Source organism: Pseudoalteromonas sp. SWYJ118, from assembly GCF_015864505.1.
In the GTDB taxonomy this organism is placed as follows: Bacteria; Pseudomonadota; Gammaproteobacteria; order Enterobacterales; family Alteromonadaceae; genus Pseudoalteromonas; species Pseudoalteromonas arctica.
In genome coordinates this window covers 15,111-34,793 of the sequence record NZ_JADYXC010000009.1, presented here as the reverse complement: position 1 = coordinate 34,793, position 19,683 = coordinate 15,111, and the positions used below count along the sequence as shown (strand labels likewise).

At 39.8% G+C, this 19,683-nt stretch carries 14 protein-coding genes and 1 tRNA gene; 7 read left to right on the top strand and 8 right to left on the bottom strand.

The features are described from left to right. Positions 1-116 precede the first annotated feature (116 nt). A complete protein-coding gene (locus tag I6F48_RS10475) occupies positions 117-914 on the top strand; it encodes an alpha/beta fold hydrolase (protein ID WP_197119364.1) in 798 nt (265 codons plus the stop codon). Positions 915-1,165: 251 nt separating this feature from the next. Continuing rightward, complete coding sequence (locus I6F48_RS10470) at positions 1,166-4,003, top strand: P-loop NTPase fold protein (protein WP_197119363.1); 2,838 nt, start codon at positions 1,166-1,168, stop codon at positions 4,001-4,003. A 198-nt stretch (positions 4,004-4,201) separates the two neighbouring features. Here the strand turns inward: I6F48_RS10470 and cysQ are convergent, their stop codons facing one another. The 6 genes from cysQ to cysG are packed head-to-tail and all read right to left on the bottom strand — an operon-like array spanning position 4,202 to position 11,164. Beyond that, positions 4,202-4,972 (bottom strand): 3'(2'),5'-bisphosphate nucleotidase CysQ, encoded by a 771-nt coding sequence (cysQ, locus tag I6F48_RS10465; RefSeq protein ID WP_166420082.1) that lies wholly within the window; start codon positions 4,970-4,972, stop codon positions 4,202-4,204. A 9-nt stretch (positions 4,973-4,981) separates the two neighbouring features. Further along, a complete protein-coding gene (gene cysC, locus I6F48_RS10460) occupies positions 4,982-5,575 on the bottom strand; it encodes an adenylyl-sulfate kinase (RefSeq protein ID WP_007378439.1) in 594 nt (197 codons plus the stop codon). 32 nt (positions 5,576-5,607) lie between these two features. Next, positions 5,608-7,332 (bottom strand): SLC13 family permease, encoded by a 1,725-nt coding sequence (locus I6F48_RS10455; protein WP_197119362.1) that lies wholly within the window; start codon positions 7,330-7,332, stop codon positions 5,608-5,610. Positions 7,333-7,363: 31 nt separating this feature from the next. Beyond that, the gene (cysN, locus tag I6F48_RS10450; protein ID WP_197119361.1) at positions 7,364-8,788 is read right to left on the bottom strand and encodes a sulfate adenylyltransferase subunit CysN; all 1,425 of its coding nucleotides are present in this window, start codon (positions 8,786-8,788) and stop codon (positions 7,364-7,366) included. After that, positions 8,788-9,687 carry a sulfate adenylyltransferase subunit CysD gene (gene cysD / locus I6F48_RS10445; RefSeq protein WP_008133447.1) on the bottom strand — a complete coding sequence of 300 codons (900 nt, stop codon included), beginning with the start codon at positions 9,685-9,687 and terminating at the stop codon, positions 8,788-8,790. Before cysD ends, cysN begins: the two co-directional genes overlap by 1 nt. Positions 9,688-9,736: 49 nt before the next feature. Next, positions 9,737-11,164, bottom strand: coding sequence for a siroheme synthase CysG (gene cysG, locus I6F48_RS10440; protein WP_101164434.1), 1,428 nt, complete (start codon positions 11,162-11,164; stop codon positions 9,737-9,739). Positions 11,165-11,614: 450 nt separating this feature from the next. Between cysG and deoC the strand changes: the two genes are divergently transcribed. Together deoC and I6F48_RS10430 are read left to right on the top strand one after the other, a co-directional pair. Next, positions 11,615-12,367 (top strand): deoxyribose-phosphate aldolase, encoded by a 753-nt coding sequence (gene deoC, locus I6F48_RS10435; protein ID WP_197119360.1) that lies wholly within the window; start codon positions 11,615-11,617, stop codon positions 12,365-12,367. Continuing rightward, positions 12,351-12,851: a hypothetical protein gene (locus I6F48_RS10430; protein WP_101216814.1), complete on the top strand. Its 501-nt coding sequence runs from the start codon at positions 12,351-12,353 to the stop codon at positions 12,849-12,851. Before deoC ends, I6F48_RS10430 begins: the two co-directional genes overlap by 17 nt. Positions 12,852-12,905: 54 nt before the next feature. Here I6F48_RS10430 and I6F48_RS10425 read toward each other — a convergent pair whose 3' ends face one another. Both I6F48_RS10425 and I6F48_RS10420 read right to left on the bottom strand, forming a co-directional pair. After that, on the bottom strand, positions 12,906-14,036 hold the full coding sequence (locus I6F48_RS10425) for a CsgG/HfaB family protein (RefSeq protein ID WP_165740251.1): 1,131 nt from the start codon (positions 14,034-14,036) through the stop codon (positions 12,906-12,908). Positions 14,037-14,172: 136 nt separating this feature from the next. Beyond that, on the bottom strand, positions 14,173-18,153 hold the full coding sequence (locus tag I6F48_RS10420; RefSeq protein ID WP_197119359.1) for a hybrid sensor histidine kinase/response regulator transcription factor: 3,981 nt from the start codon (positions 18,151-18,153) through the stop codon (positions 14,173-14,175). 164 nt (positions 18,154-18,317) lie between these two features. Here I6F48_RS10420 and I6F48_RS10415 point away from each other — a divergent pair. The 3 genes from I6F48_RS10415 (at position 18,318) to nusG (ending at position 19,472) form a co-directional block, all read left to right on the top strand. Next, a tRNA-Trp gene (locus tag I6F48_RS10415) sits at positions 18,318-18,394 on the top strand. Positions 18,395-18,526: 132 nt separating this feature from the next. Then, positions 18,527-18,904, top strand: a complete 378-nt coding sequence (gene secE, locus I6F48_RS10410; protein WP_002958877.1) for a preprotein translocase subunit SecE — start codon at positions 18,527-18,529, stop codon at positions 18,902-18,904. Between the two features lie 4 nt (positions 18,905-18,908). Beyond that, the gene (nusG, locus tag I6F48_RS10405) at positions 18,909-19,472 is read left to right on the top strand and encodes a transcription termination/antitermination protein NusG (protein ID WP_007580122.1); all 564 of its coding nucleotides are present in this window, start codon (positions 18,909-18,911) and stop codon (positions 19,470-19,472) included. Positions 19,473-19,683: the final 211 nt, after the last annotated feature.

The following is a 19,683-nucleotide window of genomic DNA, read 5'->3' as shown; positions in this document are numbered from 1 at the left end:
CCAAAAGCTGCTAAGTAGAAGCCATTGATCTCAACTTCATAAGAGATTTTTATTAAACTCCGTTATACTTCCTGCAATTGAATACGCCAAACGAAGTAAATAGGCCGCTAACTGCAATGAGCAACGAAATTCTTTTCCATACTACTTTTGCGCACGAAACCAGTAAAACATGGGTTGTATTTGTCCATGGCGCAGGTGGTAGTTCGGCAATCTGGTTTCGTCAGCTTAAAGCCTATAAAAAAGAATATAATGTGTTGTTGCTTGATCTTCGTGGTCACGGTAAATCGAATAACTTAGTACAAAACTTTGTTGATAATAATTATTCGTTTAATAATGTCTCAAAAGATATTATTGACGTGTTAGATCATAACAATATCACCAGCGCACACTTTGTCGGTATTTCATTGGGCACAATTATTATTCGAAATATTGCTGAAATTGCGCCGCACTATGTTTCTAGCATGGTGCTAGGTGGAGCGGTTACTCGTTTTAATACTCGCAGTAATACATTGGTTTATTTAGGTAATACTTTTAAACACTTCCTGCCTTATATGTTTCTGTATCGCTTATTTGCTTTTATTATGATGCCGAAAAAGCGCCATAAAGAATCTCGACTTTTGTTTGTTCGTGAAGCAAAGCGCTTGTGCCAAAAAGAGTTTATAAAATGGTTTAAATTAGCCATGGACGTAAACCCTTTAATGCAGTACTTCAAAGAAAAAGACATTGATATACCCATTCTGTACATTATGGGCAAAGAAGATCATATGTTCCTTGGCCCTGTTAAAGAAATGGTAAAGCGCCATAAAAATAGCGTACTGCAAACTATTCACCATTGCGGCCATGTCTGCAATGTGGAACGCCCCGACTTATTCAATCAGCACTCGCTTGCTTTTATCGCCCAGCAAAATCGTTAAGGGTTGTAGAAGGAATAGGATCGGTACATTCTTTTTTGATTTTCGTCCTAAACTCAAAACAAAACCTGCCCCTGAAGGAATAAAACCCAACTTATAAAGCGTAGGTTGGGTAGAGCGAAGCGAAACCCAACATGTCATAGCGTCATGCGATTAATGAAGCCAAGAGAGGCGGTTTTATTTATTAAACTGCTTATTCAATAATGTTCAATTGATATACACTGGCAAGGTAACGTATTAATAAGGATATTAAGTTGTCGCAAGTTAAAACTCTCCCCATTACAGCCACTCGTTGGCTTTCTCTTTTATTGTGCGCGATTACTGTTGCAACAATTACTGTGTTTTTAAGCAAAGTCGGTTTTGTACAAAAGACATATTCGAGTTTGGGCGCTATTTTAAATGCCAATCCGGTTTTGCATTACAGCAGCGCATCTTTAGCAGGTATTGGCATCAAGCTGCTGCTTGATAAGTTTTATATATCGCACCCCAAACGCAGTATTGGGTTTAACTGGCGATATCCGCCAGTGACAATTGCTGTATTAGCGTCACTCTTTCTGACTGTTTTTTACATGCTAAGCACAGCACCAAAATTTGATGAAGCTGCGTTATACGCACAAAGTTTTATGAGCTTAAAATACCTAGCACTTACGTTTATTGGCATGCTCATAACTGTCATTTATCAGACAAAGCTCTATACCCAAAAGCCAATTTTTACGGCTGTATTAGTTGCCCTTAGTTTAATTTACATAGTTTTTGCCGTCAGCCTAGCTGATATAACACCTGCCTTTAATGTCTTTATGTACCTAGCTGCTAGTTATTTTATATTGGCGGCTTACTTATTATTTGATGAGTATAGGCAGAGCAAACAGCCAAGCATCACTACTGAAAATGAAGATGTAACCATTCAGATAAATCCAGAGCTGAATAGCTTAGAAGATTTTCGAAAATGGTTTAAAGACGATTCGACTATTAAAAGCACAGAGGAATTAGAACCCGATTTACAGGTTTACGCCACGCGCATTACCGAGCGGCTAAAAAATGGCGGTGATAAAGGTGATAAAGGTGATAAAGGTGAAAAGGATTTAGCGCAGCACATAGCTTTATGTGGGCCTTATGGTTGCGGAAAAAGCAGTATCGTCGAAAGTATTGTGAATGATTTAGCAAAAAACTCTGAAAAAGAGAGTGTCTGGATACATAGCGATATATCAACATGGGGCGCTGCAAGCGGCAGTGTTGCCCATGTTGTACTGAGCAATATTATTGATGATATAAGCCAGTATATTGATATGTGCGCCTTTCGTGCGCTACCTAAGCATTATACCGAAGCCCTCAAATCGGGCGGTAGTGCATTTCAGTTTGCATCTACGTTACTCGCAGGCCCTGTTGATATTGAGGGAAGTTTTCAAAAACTTAATAATGTACTAAAAACAACAAATCATAAATTGCTAATTACTTTGCAAGATGTAGATCGCGGGACCGGCGATGAAAACGAAAAACGCTTAAATGATATAGCTGCACTTTTGGATAGGTTAAAAAATCGGGATTTAAATCATATTAATTTCATTATTGTAATGGGTAATGAGAAGCCAGAGCATGCTGTGGTTTTAGGTAAAGTTGTTGATCACATAGAGACAATAATATCCCAGGACTTTAAAAAAATACTATGTGGTTGGGTAAAGCTATGTACTAAAGAAATATTTGATAAACACCTTGTGCTAACACATTCAGCGGAGAATGACATTGACGAATATACTAAGAACAATCCACTTCCTCTAAGGCAAGATTTTTATCAACCAGCAATTATTTCTAATAATCTTATAGACTCAATTCGAATGTTGAAACGAGTAATGCGACGCATAAGTAAATGCTGGACAGAAGAAAAATTGTTGGGAGAAGTCGATTTTGGATCTTTGTTATTAATTACGACATTACGTGAAGACAACCCAGCGCTATTTAATGCTTTTGTTAATTCATACGTTAGCTTGGTTTATGGGAAATTACTAACCGTGGCAAAAACTGAAGATGGCAAGCAAAAAACAATAAATGAAACCCTCTCAAACTTGATAGCTGATTTTACAAATAGTGAAGCTACGCATGTTTACAATGCTTTATTTAAGGAATTACTAAACCTTAAAGAAGATATAACTGATAAAAGCGGAAATAGTTTAAAAAGTAATAAAAATAGTGGCGAGCAACATTTAGGTGTAAAACCAGGCTCTATTGATTATTTAAAGCGGGTATTGCTGGAAACTGTTCCTGAAAGTGAGTTGAGAGATCAGGTGGTTATTGACTCCATAAAATCTTCATCCACACAGGAGTTGGCAAAACACGTCTGCAGTGATTATCGTTGGCAAGAGGCATTTGACCGTTTTGGTCGGAAACTTCTTTTAGATGATAAAAATCAAGATAGGGTAAAGCAAATAACGTTTGATGTTTTAGAGCATATTGGAAAAGATCCAAATGGCTTTTTAACTGAGGGTGTTTTTGAAGAGTATACAAAGCAAACTATCGATAGTGGTAATTTGGAAAGTGTTTTAATCAAGTTGGTCAATTTAGAAAGTGGAGAAAAGTTGCTTGAGCACCAATTGGACAAATTGCAGCGAACTCTTGATTTCAAAATTAACATGGGAAATAAGACTGAAGGTTATGGAAATATAAAAGGTGAAACTGAGAGAATGGAAGCTGCTAATTATAGTAATGAGCTTTTTCAAAGTATTAATATTAGTAATTTATTAAATTCAAATGGCCACAAGTTATCCAAACGATCTTTTTTCATATGTCTAAAATTTAAAGCTTTTGCGCAGTTAGCCGATGATAAATTGAATTTTTTAAATAAGTTAATCAAAAATCTATTTAAAGTTGTAATCAACAATAAAAATACTCGAGTTGTTGATTATTTAATAAATGCTACAACGTCAGGTGATATACAAATAGGGCATGTGAAAGAAGAATTCGTAAAGCTTTCACCTGAGGAGAGGGAAGATATTTTACAAACACTCGTAGAGCTTAGGGATAATCAAGAAAATAATTCAGATATTGATATAGCAATAAAAAACCTAAGTTTTTCTGAGGGTTGTAATCGCTCTGTGTAACGAAGCGCCTCGGTGTTCTTGGTGGTGAAATTATTTACGGTATAGGTTTTGCGGTTTAAAGCCATCCCCTACAGGGGGATGGGGCTAACGACTAGCGCTTAAATATTAAGCATGTTGGGTTTCGTTCCTCTCAACCCAACCTACGGTGTTTAGGTTTACATCGAGCTGCTAGTAGCTAAAACTCGCAGCTCTAGGCTCTTACTCTTCTATCGCACTCACTACAAAATACGGGTTCAAGTATTCATCTTTGGTGTTATAAATAAGCGGGCTGCCATCAAGCTTAGTGACTCTAGCACCGGCTATTTCGGCGATTGCATGGCCTGCTCCGGTATCCCATTCGCAGGTTGGACCTAAGCGCGGGTAAATATCGGCGCTGCCCTCAGCGACTAAACACAGCTTAAGTGAGCTACCTTTAGACACCATTTCAACCTCGTCAAAGCGTTTTACAAACTCGGCTAAATCGGGTGATGGGTGCGAGCGGCTGCCTACAACTCGAATTAACCCTTTGTTAGGTTTAGTCGTTACTTTAAGCTCAATTCGCTCATCGCCTTTATCTTTAAATGCGCCAATGGCCTCTGCGGCAAGGTACGATACGCCAAGGGCAGGTGCATCTACTACGGCTAAAATAGGAGTGCCGTTTTTAATTAGGGCGATGTTTACGGTAAATTCACCGTTCTTTTTAATAAATTCTTTAGTACCGTCGATTGGGTCAACTAACCAGTAGCTTTTCCACGTTTGGCGTACATCCCAGCTTATGTCGGCGTTTTCTTCACTGAGTATTGGAATGTCGGGTGTGAGCTGTTGAAGCCCTGCCACAATCAGTTTATGAGCTGCTAAATCGGCGTCGGTTACGGGGCTTTCGTCGGCTTTGTACTCAACGTTAAAGTCCTTTTCGTAAATTCCCATTATCGCTTGGCCTGCTTTGCGGGCAAGGATGAGGGTTTCTTCTAGCAGTTCGGTTTGATTCATGGGGTTAACCTATATTATGTGCTTTTGTTTTAGATACGTTATCAGTTGTGTAACCGATTGGTCTAGGGTGTTTTTACTTGTATCTAAAATTATTTCTGGATTGTTTGGCACTTCGTAGCTTGAATCGATACCAGTGAAGTGTTTTATCTCCCCTGCGCGGGCTTTTTTGTATAAGCCTTTTGGATCGCGGCTTTCGCATACATCCAGTGGGGTATCGATAAATACTTCAATAAACTCGCCTTCGTCTACTAGGCTGCGCACCATGTCGCGTTCTGCTCTAAAAGGCGATATAAACGCAGTAAGTACTAACAAGCCAGCGTCGGTCATTAGCTTTGCGGTTTCGCCTACGCGGCGTATGTTTTCAATGCGGTCTTCGTCGCTAAAGCCTAGGTCTTTACATAAACCGTGGCGTACGTTGTCGCCATCGAGCAGGTAAGTGTGCGTACCTTGCTGATTAAGCGCCGCTTCTAGTGCGTTTGCTACGGTGCTTTTGCCAGAGCCTGAAAAGCCAGTAAACCATAAAATAGCGGGCTTATGTTTTTTTTGCTCACTACGCTGTGCTTTTGTAGTTGCGTAGTTATGCCAAACTATATTTTCATCCATAGTGAATGTCTCTTATGCTGTAAGCGCCAGTATTAAAATGGAAATACCAGCGGGATCAAGGTTAATACCGTGATTGAATAAATAATAGAAAGGGGTAAGCCCATCACTATGTAATCTTTTAAGCGATAGTTACCTGCGCTATAAACCATTAGATTAGTTTGATACCCAAATGGCGATATAAAGCTGGCTGATGCGCCAAAGGCAACCGCCATAATAAACGGTAGCGGGTCTACATTAAAACCAACCGCGAGCGAGTAAGCAACAGGGAACGACAAGGCAGCTGCTGCGTTATTAGTAATAAGCTCGGTAAATAATACGGTCATTAAAAATATCGCAATAAATGCGCCGTACGGGCCAAAATCCCCAAGTACCATAAATAGGGCGCTGGATATTTGCCCGGCAAGTCCGGTGCCTATCATTAACTTGGCAAGGCCAATGGCACTACCTACGACCACGAGTAACTCGATAGGAAAACGGCGTTTTACTTCGTTAAGTTTTATGGTGCCACTGAGCATTAGGCCAATTAGTAATACTAATAAGCCTTTAACCAGCGGCACTATGCCAATAATGCTTAAACCCAGTACTGCGGCAAAGCACAGTAGCACAATATTTGATTGCTTAGGTGCAAGGTGGGCTTGTAAGTCAAACCCTGAAATATACACAAATTCGCGCTTTAAGTTGGGCAAGGTATAAAAGTTTTTGCCTGGTGCGAGTATAAGCGAGTCGCCAGCTTGTAATTGCACTTGCCCAAGGCCGCCTTGTAAGCGGTCGTGACCACGGCGAATAGCAATAACAGCAGCATGAAATTGCTCTCTAAAGCGGGCTTCTTTTACGGTTTTACCTATAAATTTTGAAGACTGACTTACAACTACTTCTACTAAGTGTTCTATGTCTTTTTGATGATTTTCGTGTACTACTTTTAGGCCGTCGAAACGGGTAAGTAATGGCACCGATTTTATGTCACCTACAAACAGCAGCACGTCATCTTTTTGAATAATTTGCTGCGGGGTGACTGCGCAAATGCGGCTGCCATCGCGAATGATTTCAGCGAGGAATAAGTCTTTTAAATCACGCAGGCCGTTTTCTTCAACGGTTTGGCCTATTAATTTTGAGTTTGCTTGTACTTTGCCTTCTAGGTAAAAAGGCACGACTTCTTGGTCGCTTTTACCGTTGTCGGGTAAGTATTTAAGCATTACTAAAATGGTAATTAGGCCTACGCTTAACGCGCCTAAACCCACTAAGGTAAAGTCAAAAAAGCCCAGTGGTTCCATGCCCGCATCAACTGCAAAGCCATTAACGATTAAGTTGGTTGATGTACCAATAAGCGTAATGGTGCCGCCCAAAATAGCAGTGTACGACAGCGGTAATAATAGCTTTGAAGGGGAGTGATTAGGGTTGTCTTTTATCGCGGTAATAAGCGATGCAACAACGGCGGTATTGTTAGTAAACGACGATAAAAAGGCGGTTGATAATCCCAATTTTGTTACCGATTTTACTAAACTACCTTTAGATAGCGATTGCGCTAACTTTTGAATTAGGGTGGTTTTTTCTATTGCGGTCGAGACTAACACCAATAGTACTAAGGTGATAAGCGACGGGTTAGCATAATTAATTAACATGCTTTCAAGATCGATTAGCCCTGCTAAGTAGCTGGTGCCAATGGCGCTTACAAATAACCATGCTGGATTAATACGGGTGCCAAAAAGGCACCCGACTAAGGTAAGCATAATGCCTGTTAAAACGAGCTGTTCTACCATGCTTTTAAATTCCTAACAGGCTAAAGTTAACTTATAACTTAGAAATATCAAGCGCTTGCCAATGCGGAAAGTGCTTGCGTACTAAGCTGTTAAATTCAACTTCAAATTCGCTAAAGTTACTTTGCTGTGCTTGGCTTTGCAGTACTTGTTCAATCATGCCCGCACCAACCGTTAAGTTTGATAAGCGATCGATTAGTATAAACGAGCCTGTTTCGTGATTGCTGTGGTACTCGTCTGCCAAAATAGTTTCGGTTAGTTCAAGCGTTACAATCGCAATTTCGTTTAACTGTAGTGAATCGGCAGTGCCGTGCTCAAGCGTGTTTACATCAATCGTGTAATCAATCTTTGTAACAATCGCTGAGGTATTTTTGCTGCCTAGTTTTAGGTTATAACTTTTACCTAATACTAATGGCGATTCGTGCATCCATACAATTTTAGCTTGTAGCTGGTTAGTAACCAAAGCTGTTGAATTTGCAGGAACGATTACATCACCTCGACTAATATCAATTTCGTTATTTAGGGTAACGGTAATTGCTTGGCCTGCTTCTGCGCTGTCTAGGTTGCCATCAAAGGTAACAATTTCTTTAATGCTTGATGTTTTACCCGATGGTAATACTTTTATAGCATCGCCTACGTGTATCTTGCCCGATGTAAGTGTGCCCTGAAAACCACGGAAGTTTAAGTTAGGACGCACTACATATTGCACCGGTAGGCGCGCTTCAAAGCCTGTATCTGTTTCGGCTGCTGGCGAATCTTCTAGTAATTCAAGTAGCGGCTTGTCAGTGTAATACGGTGTATGAGCAGAGCGAGTTACTACGTTGTCGCCTTTAAGCGCCGACATAGGCACAAACTTAATGTTTGATACGTTAAGTTGCTCAGCAAATTTAAGGTAATCGGCTTTGATTTTTTCATACACAGTTTCGTCAAAATCAACGATATCCATTTTATTAACGGCGACAACAAACTGCTTAATGCCCAGCGAGTCACAAATAAAGCTGTGACGCTTGGTTTGTACTTGCACGCCGTAACGCGCATCAACCAAAATAATGGCGACATCACTTGTTGATGCACCCGTTACCATATTACGCGTGTATTGCTCGTGCCCAGGTGTGTCGGCAATAATAAATTTACGCTTAGCCGTTGAAAAATAACGGTACGCTACGTCAATGGTAATGCCTTGCTCGCGCTCAGCTTGTAAGCCATCAACTAATAATGCAAGGTCAAGATCTTCTCCTGCGTTACCTACTTTTTCATTATCTTTATGAAGGGCAGCTAGCTGATCTTCATAAATTTGGTGGCTGTCGTGCAGCAGGCGGCCAATCAATGTTGATTTACCGTCATCTACGCTGCCACAGGTAAGCATACGCAATAAGCTTTTGTCTTGTTGGCGTGCTAGGTAGGCGTCTATGCCTATTTCTTTTACTTCGTTGTATGTATCGTTATTTTGGCTAGACATTAAAAATACCCCTCACGTTTTTTCTTCTCCATTGAGCCTGCTGAATCATGGTCAATAACACGACCTTCACGTTCAGATGACGTAGATAGCAGCATTTCCTCGATGATTTCGGTTAAAGTACTTGCTGTTGACTCAACTGCACCGGTAAGTGGGTAGCAGCCTAATGTACGAAAACGTACAGATTTCATTTGTGGTACTTCACCTTCATTAAGTGGCATACGCTCATCGTCAACCATAATTAGGGTACCATCACGGTCAACAACAGGGCGCTCTTTTGCTAGGTAAAGCGGTACCATGTCGATGTTTTCTTGGTAAATGTATTGCCAAATATCAAGCTCAGTCCAGTTAGATAACGGGAAAACACGAATGCTTTCGCCCGGATTAACTTGGCTGTTATAAGTGTTCCAAAGCTCAGGACGTTGGTTTTTAGGGTCCCAACGGTGGTGTTTGTCGCGGAACGAATAAACACGCTCTTTTGCGCGTGATTTTTCTTCGTCGCGGCGTGCGCCACCAAATGCAGCATCAAAACCATATTTGTTAAGTGCCTGCTTTAAGCCTTGGGTTTTCATTATGTCGGTATGTTTACCCGAGCCATGCGTAAACGGGCCTACACCCATTTCAATGCCTTCTGGATTTTTGTGTACCAGTAGGTCAAAACCGTATTCTTTAGCTATACGGTCGCGAAACTCAATCATTTCACGAAACTTCCAATTGGTGTCTACGTGTAATAACGGAAACGGAATTTTTGCAGGGTAAAATGCTTTACGCGCTAAGTGCAAAAGTACCGACGAATCTTTACCAATAGAGTAAAGCATTACTGGGTTCTCAAACTCAGCGGCGACTTCGCGCATGATTTTGATACTTTCAGCTTCAAGTTGCTGAAGGTGAGTTAAAGCCATTGTTAGTCGTCCTACTAAAATGATTAAAAGTTACAAATTTAAAATTCGGTTATGTATTTGATACATCTGTTAGCGGCTGTGCAAAGCTGCTTGTTTGCTCGTTTTTCCCAAACCACGCTAGTTGCGAGTGCAGGGCGGCTACTTCACCAATAATGAGTAGCGCAGGCGATATAATGCTGTTGCGCTGGATTAAGTCGGCAAGTTCGCCTAGTTGGCCTGTTACTACACGCTGATTTTTGCGTGTACCGTTTTCGATAATGGCAACAGGTGTGTCGGCTTTACGGCCATGCTTTAAAAGCTCGCTTTGTATGTGCGGCGATTTAATTACGCCCATGTAAATAGCAAGCGTTTGATTTGCTTTTGCCAGCGATTGCCAATCAAGTTCTTGGCCGTCTTTTTTACAATGGCCAGTTACAAATTGAATGGCTTGTGCATGGTCACGATGCGTAAGCGGAATACCCGCATATGCGCTACAACCTGCAGCGGCTGTAATACCCGGTACAATTTGATAATTTACGTTGTTAGCAGCCAGTACTTGTACTTCTTCGCCACCACGACCATAAATAAACGGATCGCCACCTTTAATGCGGCACACTTTTTTGCCTTGTTTAGCAAGGTCGACCAGCATTTGGTTGGTGTCGTCTTGAACAACACTATGATCGCCTAAACGTTTGCCTACACAAATAAGGTCAGCATCGCGGCGCACTAATTCCATAATTTCGTCAGACACTAAAAAGTCGTATACAACCACATCGGCTTGTTGCATAAGTTGCAGTGCTTTAAGTGTTAAAAGCTCTGGATCGCCTGGGCCTGCACCTACTACATATACTTCGCCTTCAGGTTCTGCTTTTGCATCTAGCATTTGCTCTAATTGCTGCTGTGCGGCTTGAGTGTCACCGGTTTGCACTTTACTCACGACGGATGAGTCGAACACGCCTTCCCAAAATTGGCGGCGGTCTGAAAAATGTTTAAAGCGTTTTTTTACTTTGTCTCTAAAGCCACCTACAAGTGTTGCAAGTGGGCCAATATGATGCGGAATAAGGGTTTCGAGCTTTTCGCGTAAGCGACGCGCAAGTACGGGCGCTGTGCCTGCACTTGATATAGCAATCGTAATTGGGTCGCGGTCAACAATGGATGGGAATATAAACGTACATTTAGGTTGGTCATCAACTACGTTTACAAATACATTGCGGGCATTGGCAAGTTCAAATACGTTGTTGTTTACTTCATCGCGGTCGGTTGCTGCAATAACAAGCATTTTTCCATCGAGATGCGACTCATCAAAATAAGCATCAATAAGCGTTACTTCATTATTATGTGCATGCTCTTTTAGTTCGTCGCAAAACCAAGGCGCTACTAAAGTAACGCTCGCTCTCGCTTTTAAAAACGCGCGACATTTGCGTAATGCGACCTCTCCACCGCCAACAACCAATACTGGTTTGTTGTCGAGTTTGGTAAAGATAGGTAAATACTGCACGTTAATAAGACCCCTAAACAAATTCAAATATAAGAAAACGCTTTATTCTGATAAGCAGAATATAGCGGCTATCAATAAGTAAAAAATAATTAAAACCAAGTTGATATAACCAAAAGTTATAATAGGTGGGCTTTTTAGGCCTAAGAGTTAGTTAACAAGGGATTGCGCCGAGTTACAAGTAAAATAAACAGCTTATAGTGTTTGGTTATGAGCTATAGCGAGTTTGGTTTAATTTGTTAATATGGAGGCATATCAAATTTTGTACTTATACCAATTGCATTAAATTAGTGATCTATAATAGCGACGAGAAAATAGCTCAATAACAAGGCTAAAATTATGATACATAGTTGTTCTATATAAATAATTTTTAACGTAGTTAGTGAGTTATTTAATACGCTAAAATGATTATGTTTTTAATAAAATTGGTATTACATAAGCAACGGAGCTCTAATGACACAACACCAAAAAGATGCCGCATTAGCAGTCGCACTGATGGATTTAACAAGCTTAAACACCAGCGATACAACCAAAAACATTCAAGCGCTTGTTGATAGTATAAACCCGAGGCTGGGCACACCTGCTGCAGTATGTGTTTATAGCGACTTTGTTGATGATGCAAAAATAGCACTCGCAGCACGTGAGCTTAACTACGTAAAAGTTGCAACGGTCACTAATTTTCCAACAGGTGATGCGCCACTGAGTGATGTAATTAACGAAACACTTATTGCAATAGAGCGCGGCGCTGACGAAATTGATTTGGTTATTCCTTACAAAAAACTCATAGCGGGCGATGTTCAAACAGTACTTAGCTATGTAAGCGAAAGTAAAAAAGCATGTGGGTCGCGCGCCCAACTAAAAGTAATAATAGAAAGCGGTGAGCTTAAAACTGAAGCACTTATAACGCAGGCTACTCAATTGGCTATTGAAGGTGGTGCCGATTTTGTAAAAACCAGTACGGGTAAAGTGGCCATTAATGCAACCCTTGAATCAACAAAAATTATGCTAACAGCTATTAAAAACTCGGATAAACGTGTGGGCTTTAAAGCTGCCGGTGGTGTTAAAACTGTTGCCGATGCCAGTGATTATTTAACGCTTACGCGCGCAATAATGGGTGATGATTATTTGCAAGCAAATACATTTAGATTTGGTGCTTCAAGCTTACTGAATGATGTTTACAAGGTGTTGAATGAAACGCAGCAGTGATGAGGAAAAACGTCAGTTAGAGCATGATGCTGCTAAATTGTTTTTACGTTGCTATGAGCAGCAGTTGGGTGTTCATATGCGCAACATTTGGCATAATGAGCCTAATAAACCTGACGTTAGTTGTTATCAAGAGAGTGAACAGCTTGATATAGAAATTGCTCATTTATATGCCAGCGAAACAGAAGCGATGGCTGTTTTAGGACGATCGTTGTCAATGCAAATGCAACGAGATTTGGCAGATATGGCACAAAAGCCAAGTGAACACAGATTGCGGGCTGCATTAGAGCGGTTGCTGAAACAAAAAGCGAAAAAACGTTATTATTCAGAGCGTACTTGGCTTGTTATTCGTAACGCCAGTACTATTTGGCACAAAGCTGACTTTGAAGCTGTGATCAATGACCTTAACTTTCCAAGAACCTATCAATTTGAGCAAATTTGGTTAGTGTGTGATTTTTATCGTGGTGAGTTATTACGTATAGATTGAAAAACGGCTCTAAGTAACAGCCGTTTTTCATTTTAAACTTAAAGATAATATTTATTAATTAAACTTAAACATGTTGCTTATACTTTCGAGGCTTGATTTGTTCGTTTTAGCAATACAACCACTATCATCAAGTGATTTTTTAGTTGTTTCATCAGCTAAACCCGTTACCTTTAGTTTTTTGTCTTGCTGGTACTCACGAAGTGCGATAACTGTTTTACGATCGTACTCAACATCCTGTGTTTCGAATTCTTCGTAATCAGGCTGGTTTCTTAGGTAACCCAAACATACCAAGCTTAGGCGCGACATTGCTAAATCCATCTTTTCATAATGTGGCATTCTATGAGTGGGTACATCGACTGTTACAGCGCTCTTGCTGGCTGTTTTTGCTTGTACAGCTGCCGGTGGCGGCGCAGTGTAACCCGATGCTAAAGTGTTATTACTGTTATAGCGATAGTAAGTATCTGGAATTTTAGTTTCTAAAAACTCAACCGCTTTAATAATAACTTCACGAAGGGCTTTTTCTTTAGGGGTATCAGACCATCCACTAATATTACCGCCAACAAGTGCGCCACCAAAGTTGGTTGCGGCTCCAGTAAAGTCAAAATCTTTACTGCCACCTTCAACACTTGTTGCAGCTAAAATGCGTGATGTGCGTGTATCTATTAGACGAAGATCAATCGCCATATGCGAGCCTGAGAAACCAGCGGATACAGAGCTAAATACATCACCCATAAAGCCGCCACTGCCAACACTTGCACCAGAGCTATCGTCATCAAATTCAGTTACCGCTGCAATAACGACTATTTCAGCGCCTTCAATCTCACCATAAGCGGCACCCGATGATGCACTAACGCGACCTGAGGCTGCTAGGTCTTGTTCTGATAAAACAGCATCAAGCGCTTGGCGCTCTAAAACAATAAAGCGATTTGTTGATACAAGTGCCGTAGTTAATTGATCAGCCATACCGTCGCCTATTTCTTTACGCCACCATTTTGAGTTGTTTGATTTGTCGGTAAAGCGTGCAACAGCAATACGAGCTTTAGGCCCATTGTATTGTTCTTGGGCGACAGTGTTTATGTCTGGTGAATTTTGACCTGACGTAACATTTGTGGAGGTGCTTTGACAAGCGCTAAGAGTGGCAGTTAATAGTGCCGTTAATAATAGTTTTTGTGGTGCTTTTAACATATGACTGTCCTTAATTAATATGCTCAAGGGAAATGCAGTGCATTTCCTTTAATATTTAAATTCATGTTAATTTAGTTAAATCAGTAGGTTAATAATAGTACTGGTGCGAAATGTTTAGTCACACAGGCGAAATTTATCAGGATTGTTCGCGAAACTGTTTTGGGGACATATTATATTTTGCTTTAAAGCACCGGGCAAAGTAGCTTTGTGAATTAAAGCCAACTTGCTGTGCTACTAGACCAATTGCAAGCTCACTATTTTTTAAAAGCTCTTGTGCAAATTCTAAACGAATATTTCGAATGTAATCGCTTGGTGTTAGGTTGTACAAGGCTTTCATTTTTAATTGTAAAGCGCGAGGGCTAAGGTAGAGCGCTGCTGCAAATTCTTCTACGCTAAATGCTTCGTCTTGGTAATGCTCTTTTACTGTCGTTTTTACACGCTCGGTAAATACATAATCTTTACTTTGCGCCATTTGTGGGTCGAGCTGGGTTGTTTGTGATAAAGCAGGTAGTTGTTGTTTTAAATGTTGATTAAGTACTTCTCTAATCGTTAATAACCCTTGAACGCGGCTGAGTAACAGCTGCGGCTCAAAAGGTTTACTCAAATAGTCATCAGCAAGTAAGTCTAGGCCCTTTAATTTACTATGCGTATCTGCCTTTGCTGAAAGTAATAACACCGGAATATGGCTAATAGCCGTGTCGCTGCGCAGTGCTTTAATAAACTGATAGCCATCCATAACAGGCATCATTACATCACTTATTACCAAGTCAGGCATTTCGTTTTTACATAAAGCTAAACCTAGCTCTCCGTTAGCTGCACTTATACACGTGAAGCTACTAATAAATAGTGACGTTATTAAATCACGCATTTCATCGTTGTCTTCAATAATAAGAATCTTATTACTTTTTACTGCACATAAATTATTGTTTTTAGACACAGCAAGAGCAGTGAGGTTAGAGGTTTCGTCTGTTTGAGTTGTTGGGAGTGAAACAGTAAAACAACTTCCTTTGTTTAATTCACTTTTAAGTTCAATAGTTCCTCCATATTGCTCAACTAGCTGCTTCACCAGCGCTAAGCCAATACCGCTACCACTTTGATTACTCGTATCTATGCGTGTAAATCGTTGAAAAACGGTCTCAAGGTGCTCTTTATCTATACCAACACCAGTATCTGAGACTGTGATGATTAATGTTTGTTTTTGAGTTAATAGCTGAAGTAATACTTTGCCAGTGTTTGGAGTGTATTTTTGTGCGTTACTCAATAAGTTACTGATAATAGAAATTGTATGATTTAGCTCTAATTTAATGGGAATAGTTTTTTGTGTTAAATCTTCAAACTTGAACGTAATATTTTTTTGTTTAAATAAAGGGGTGAAATCTTCAATTAATTGTTCAACTACCGGCTTTATAGCATAGGGTGTGACGTGTTTCACTGCTGTGCTTGGGCGCTGGCTGAGCTGTAAAAGTTGGTTTATTTGATCCAATAGCTTATAGCTATTACGTTGAATCATCGCTAGTTTTTGTTGGGTGTCTGAATCCTTATGGCTTTTTTGTAAACTCTCAAGTGGCGCTAATATTAAGCTCAATGGTGTTTTAAGTTCATGGCTAACATTATCTAATAGTTGGGTTTTTAAGTTGCTAAGTTCTTTCTCTTTTAAGTTTGCTTGCTCTGCAACGTTAGCTCTATACCTTGCTGTTATAATTAACCACATTATAAATAATACGATAATGATGTAAGTTACATAGGCAACATTGTTCTTCCACCAAGGTGGAGTAACTTTAAGCGCAACCATTGTTTTATCATCACTCCATTGACCGTATTGATCTTTAACTTTTACAATAAAGTGATAGCTTCCAGCGGGAAGTTGAGAATAACTAACTTGCCTCTGGTTTTTGTTTGCGTATAAAAACTGCTTATCTAACCCAGCTAACTTGTAAGCATATTGGTATTGAGAAGGGGGCTCTGCACTGTTTAAAGCAGAAAATTTAAAGCCGATAACACCATCTTCTTCTTTAAAAAAGAGTTTGTCTGTATAGCTTATAAGCTTAGCCGTTTGGGTCTTGTTTTTTATATATTGCTGTGTCCCGACTGACTGGTTAAAAATAAGTAAGTCTGTAATAACGGGTTCTGGGGGTTGAGTTGCTAGAGTCAGCTTTAACGGATCAAATTGATTAAAACCGTTAATACCACCAAAAAATAGCTCGCCGTCATCGGCTTGAAAAGCGGCACCTAAAATAAAAGAATGATGCTGTATACCGTTTGCGGGTAAAAAATGCTGCATTTGTTGGGTTTGAGGAGCGTAACGGGTTAGGCCTTGGTTGCTGCTTAGCCACAAGTAACCGCTGCTATCTTGTTTAATTGCAAAAATATTATCGTTAAGTAAGCCATCAAACTCTGTAATGTTTATTACTTTGTTTGTTTGGATATTTAACTTATTGAGCCCGCCAAAAGTACCTACCCATAAAGTGTTTTTATCTTGTAAATGCAAGGATGTAACCATGTCATGCGTTAAACTGTTAGGCTTTTTAAGATCGCTTTGGTAATGGGTGAATGTTTCATCATGTAAAGAAAGTTTATTTAACCCTGCGCGGGTTCCTGCCCATATAGCGTTGTTGTCGCTGTCATAAGTAATACTAAAAACAGTATTATTTGAGATACTATTTTTATCTGCGGTGTATTTAAAATTTGTAACCTGTAAAGTATCGGGATTAAATCGCGTTAAGCCTTCGTTACTGCCCAGCCATAAATTACCACTTAGATCACCTTCGATTGCATAAATACGGTTACTACTGAGTTGATGGCTTTGCACAGTAAAAGCCGAAAAGTTATCATTAATTGGGTTGTAAAGCAGTAAACCACCTCCGTATGTGCCTATCCATACGCGTTTATTGGCATCTTCATAAAGACTAAATATATTGTTATTAGTTAAGCCTATATCTTGATTTTTATCTGTTTTATAGCGTTTAAATCCTGTGTCAGTTTGTTTGTTAAGTCCGTCGCGCGTACCCACCCAAAGTAAGTTGTTACTGTCTTTGAGTATTGCTCTTACAAAGTCATTCGAGATAGAAGCTGGGTTATTGCTTTGATGTTTTTGATGACCAAACTGAGTCTGCCTTTTATCATAGCGATGTAATCCATAGCCGTCTGTACCAATCCAAATAATGCCTTGAGGGTCTTGGTAAAGTGATAATAGGTGATCGTTAGCTAAGCCATGTTTTAAATCTGGAGAGTGAGTAAGTTGACGAAACTCGCTACTTAATAAATTATCTGTAGCTTGGTAATAAAGACCATGACCATAAGTGCTTACCCATAATTTTTTTTCATCATCAAAAAGTATATCTGTGACCCAAACATTTTTGAGTTGCTCAAAGTTATAAAATGCGAGTGTGTTTGAGTCAAAAACACTTAGACCAGTCTTACCTCCTATAATAAATTTGCCGTTTGTTACTTTTTTTAATTGCCAGAGCTGTTCAGGGCTATTAGATATATGTTCGAACCGATGTGTTTGTGTATCGAACTTAATCAGCCCGATACTACTTGCTAACCAAAGGTTTTTTTGATCATCAAAAAGCACATCCTTAAAAACAACATTTAAGTGATTCGTGCCCTGATAAGAAAATAATTCGGTAGTACCTGTGTATGTATCTAAACGAGTAAGTTGCCCTTTATCGTGACCAATCCAAATGATTTGTGGCGAATTAGAAGAAATTGATGAAATACGTTCATTTGTAATAGGAGGAGCTGAGTACTGGTTAAAAACACTAAAACTTCCTGTTTCAGTATTTAATAAGTTAAGTCCATTACTTGTTGTCGCAAACCAAATGTGGCCGTTTCCTAAATTCAGGCAGTCCGTAATCCAATTTCCCGAAATACTAGGTTGTGAAGGATTGAATTTATAGTGCTTAAATTCATACCCATCAAATCGGTTTAAGCCACCTTGGGTAGCAAACCAATGAAACCCTTTTTCATCAGTGGTACTGCAGGTAATTGAATTTTGTGATAAACCTTGTTCATTTGTATATGTATCTAAGTACAATGGCAGGGCATAAGAACTAATATGAAATAATAATAAAAAGCTAATAATTTTATATCTTATGATTGTTTTTATTGCTTTCACAGACTTCCCATCTAATTGTGAGTCCCTATAATTTGGACAATCATAAACTGCTTTTTAATCAATGTTAAGATTGATTTTTTAATGCAATGCCGAGATTTTCCAATGTGGGTATCTTTTAGGCTTGTGTTAATGGACTGCGTAAGTATAATAGGCATCCACTTTGCAGGGGCGTAGTTCCAATTGGTAGAACAGCGGTCTCCAAAACCGATGGTTGGGAGTTCGAATCTCTCCGCCCCTGCCAGTTTTACTTGTGGTTTGAGTAGTCTGAGATTAAAAACCGGTTTAAATTAAGTCTGTTTTTAAGTTTAGATTTTAATGGATTAACCTTACCGTAGTGTAGGGTTGTTGTGTCTGTAGTTAAGGTAATAATATTATGAGCACGAATGTAGAAACACCATCAAGTGCGATGGAGTCAGTAAAGTGGTTAGTAGCAATCGCGCTACTTGCAGGCGCAGTTGTTGGTAATCACATGTATGCAGATCAATCTGTACTACTACGTGCTATCGGCGTTGTTGTTGCAATAGCGGCCGGATTAGCAATTGCCTCGCAAACATTTAAGGGACGTAACTTTCTTGCTTTCGCTAAAGAAGCTCGAATTGAAGTACGCAAAGTTATTTGGCCAACGCGCCAAGAAACTACCCACACGACATTAATTGTAATGGTTGCAACAGTGATTATGGCACTTATCCTTTGGGGATTAGATGGCATTTTATTCCGCGCTGTAGGCTTTTTAACTGGATTGGAGATCTGATCCCATGTCGGATGAGAACGAGAACAAAGAAATTAAGTTACGTTGGTATGTAGTACAAGCCTTTTCTGGTTACGAAAAGCGTGTAGCTCAAACGTTAACTGAACACATTAAAATCGAAGGTCTTGAATCGAGCTTTGGTGAGATACTAGTACCAACTGAAGAAGTTGTTGAGATGCGCGCTGGCCAAAAGCGTAAATCTGAGCGTAAATTCTTTCCAGGTTATGTATTAGTACAAATGGATATGAATGACGCAAGCTGGCACTTAGTGAACAGCACTGAACGTGTAATGGGCTTTATTGGTGGAACGTCTGATCGTCCTGCTCCAATAACTCCTAAAGAAGCAGAACGCATTCTTAATCGCCTTCAAGAAAATGCTGAAGCACCTAAACCTGCTACATTATTTGAACCAGGTGAAGTTGTTCGCGTTACAGACGGACCATTTGCAGATTTCAGTGGTGTAGTTGAAGAAGTTGACTACGAAAAGAGCCGCGTAAAAGTATCTGTACTTATTTTTGGTCGTTCTACGCCAGTTGAGCTTGAATTCGGTCAAGTTGAGCAAGATAAGTAATTGATTAAAAAAGCTTCGCTAATTTTTATTTAAATTTTGGCATGAAGCTTGAAAAAGGCCGCTGATTAACTTATAATCAGCGGCCTTTTTGTATTAAGGTAAAATTTATTTTTACTGTGCAAAAAGTACGAAACCAATTTTTAAACTGGGAAGCCGTTAGAGTACGCGTCCTCGCGCGCACAAGGCTGAGACCCACCAAATGAGGTATTTA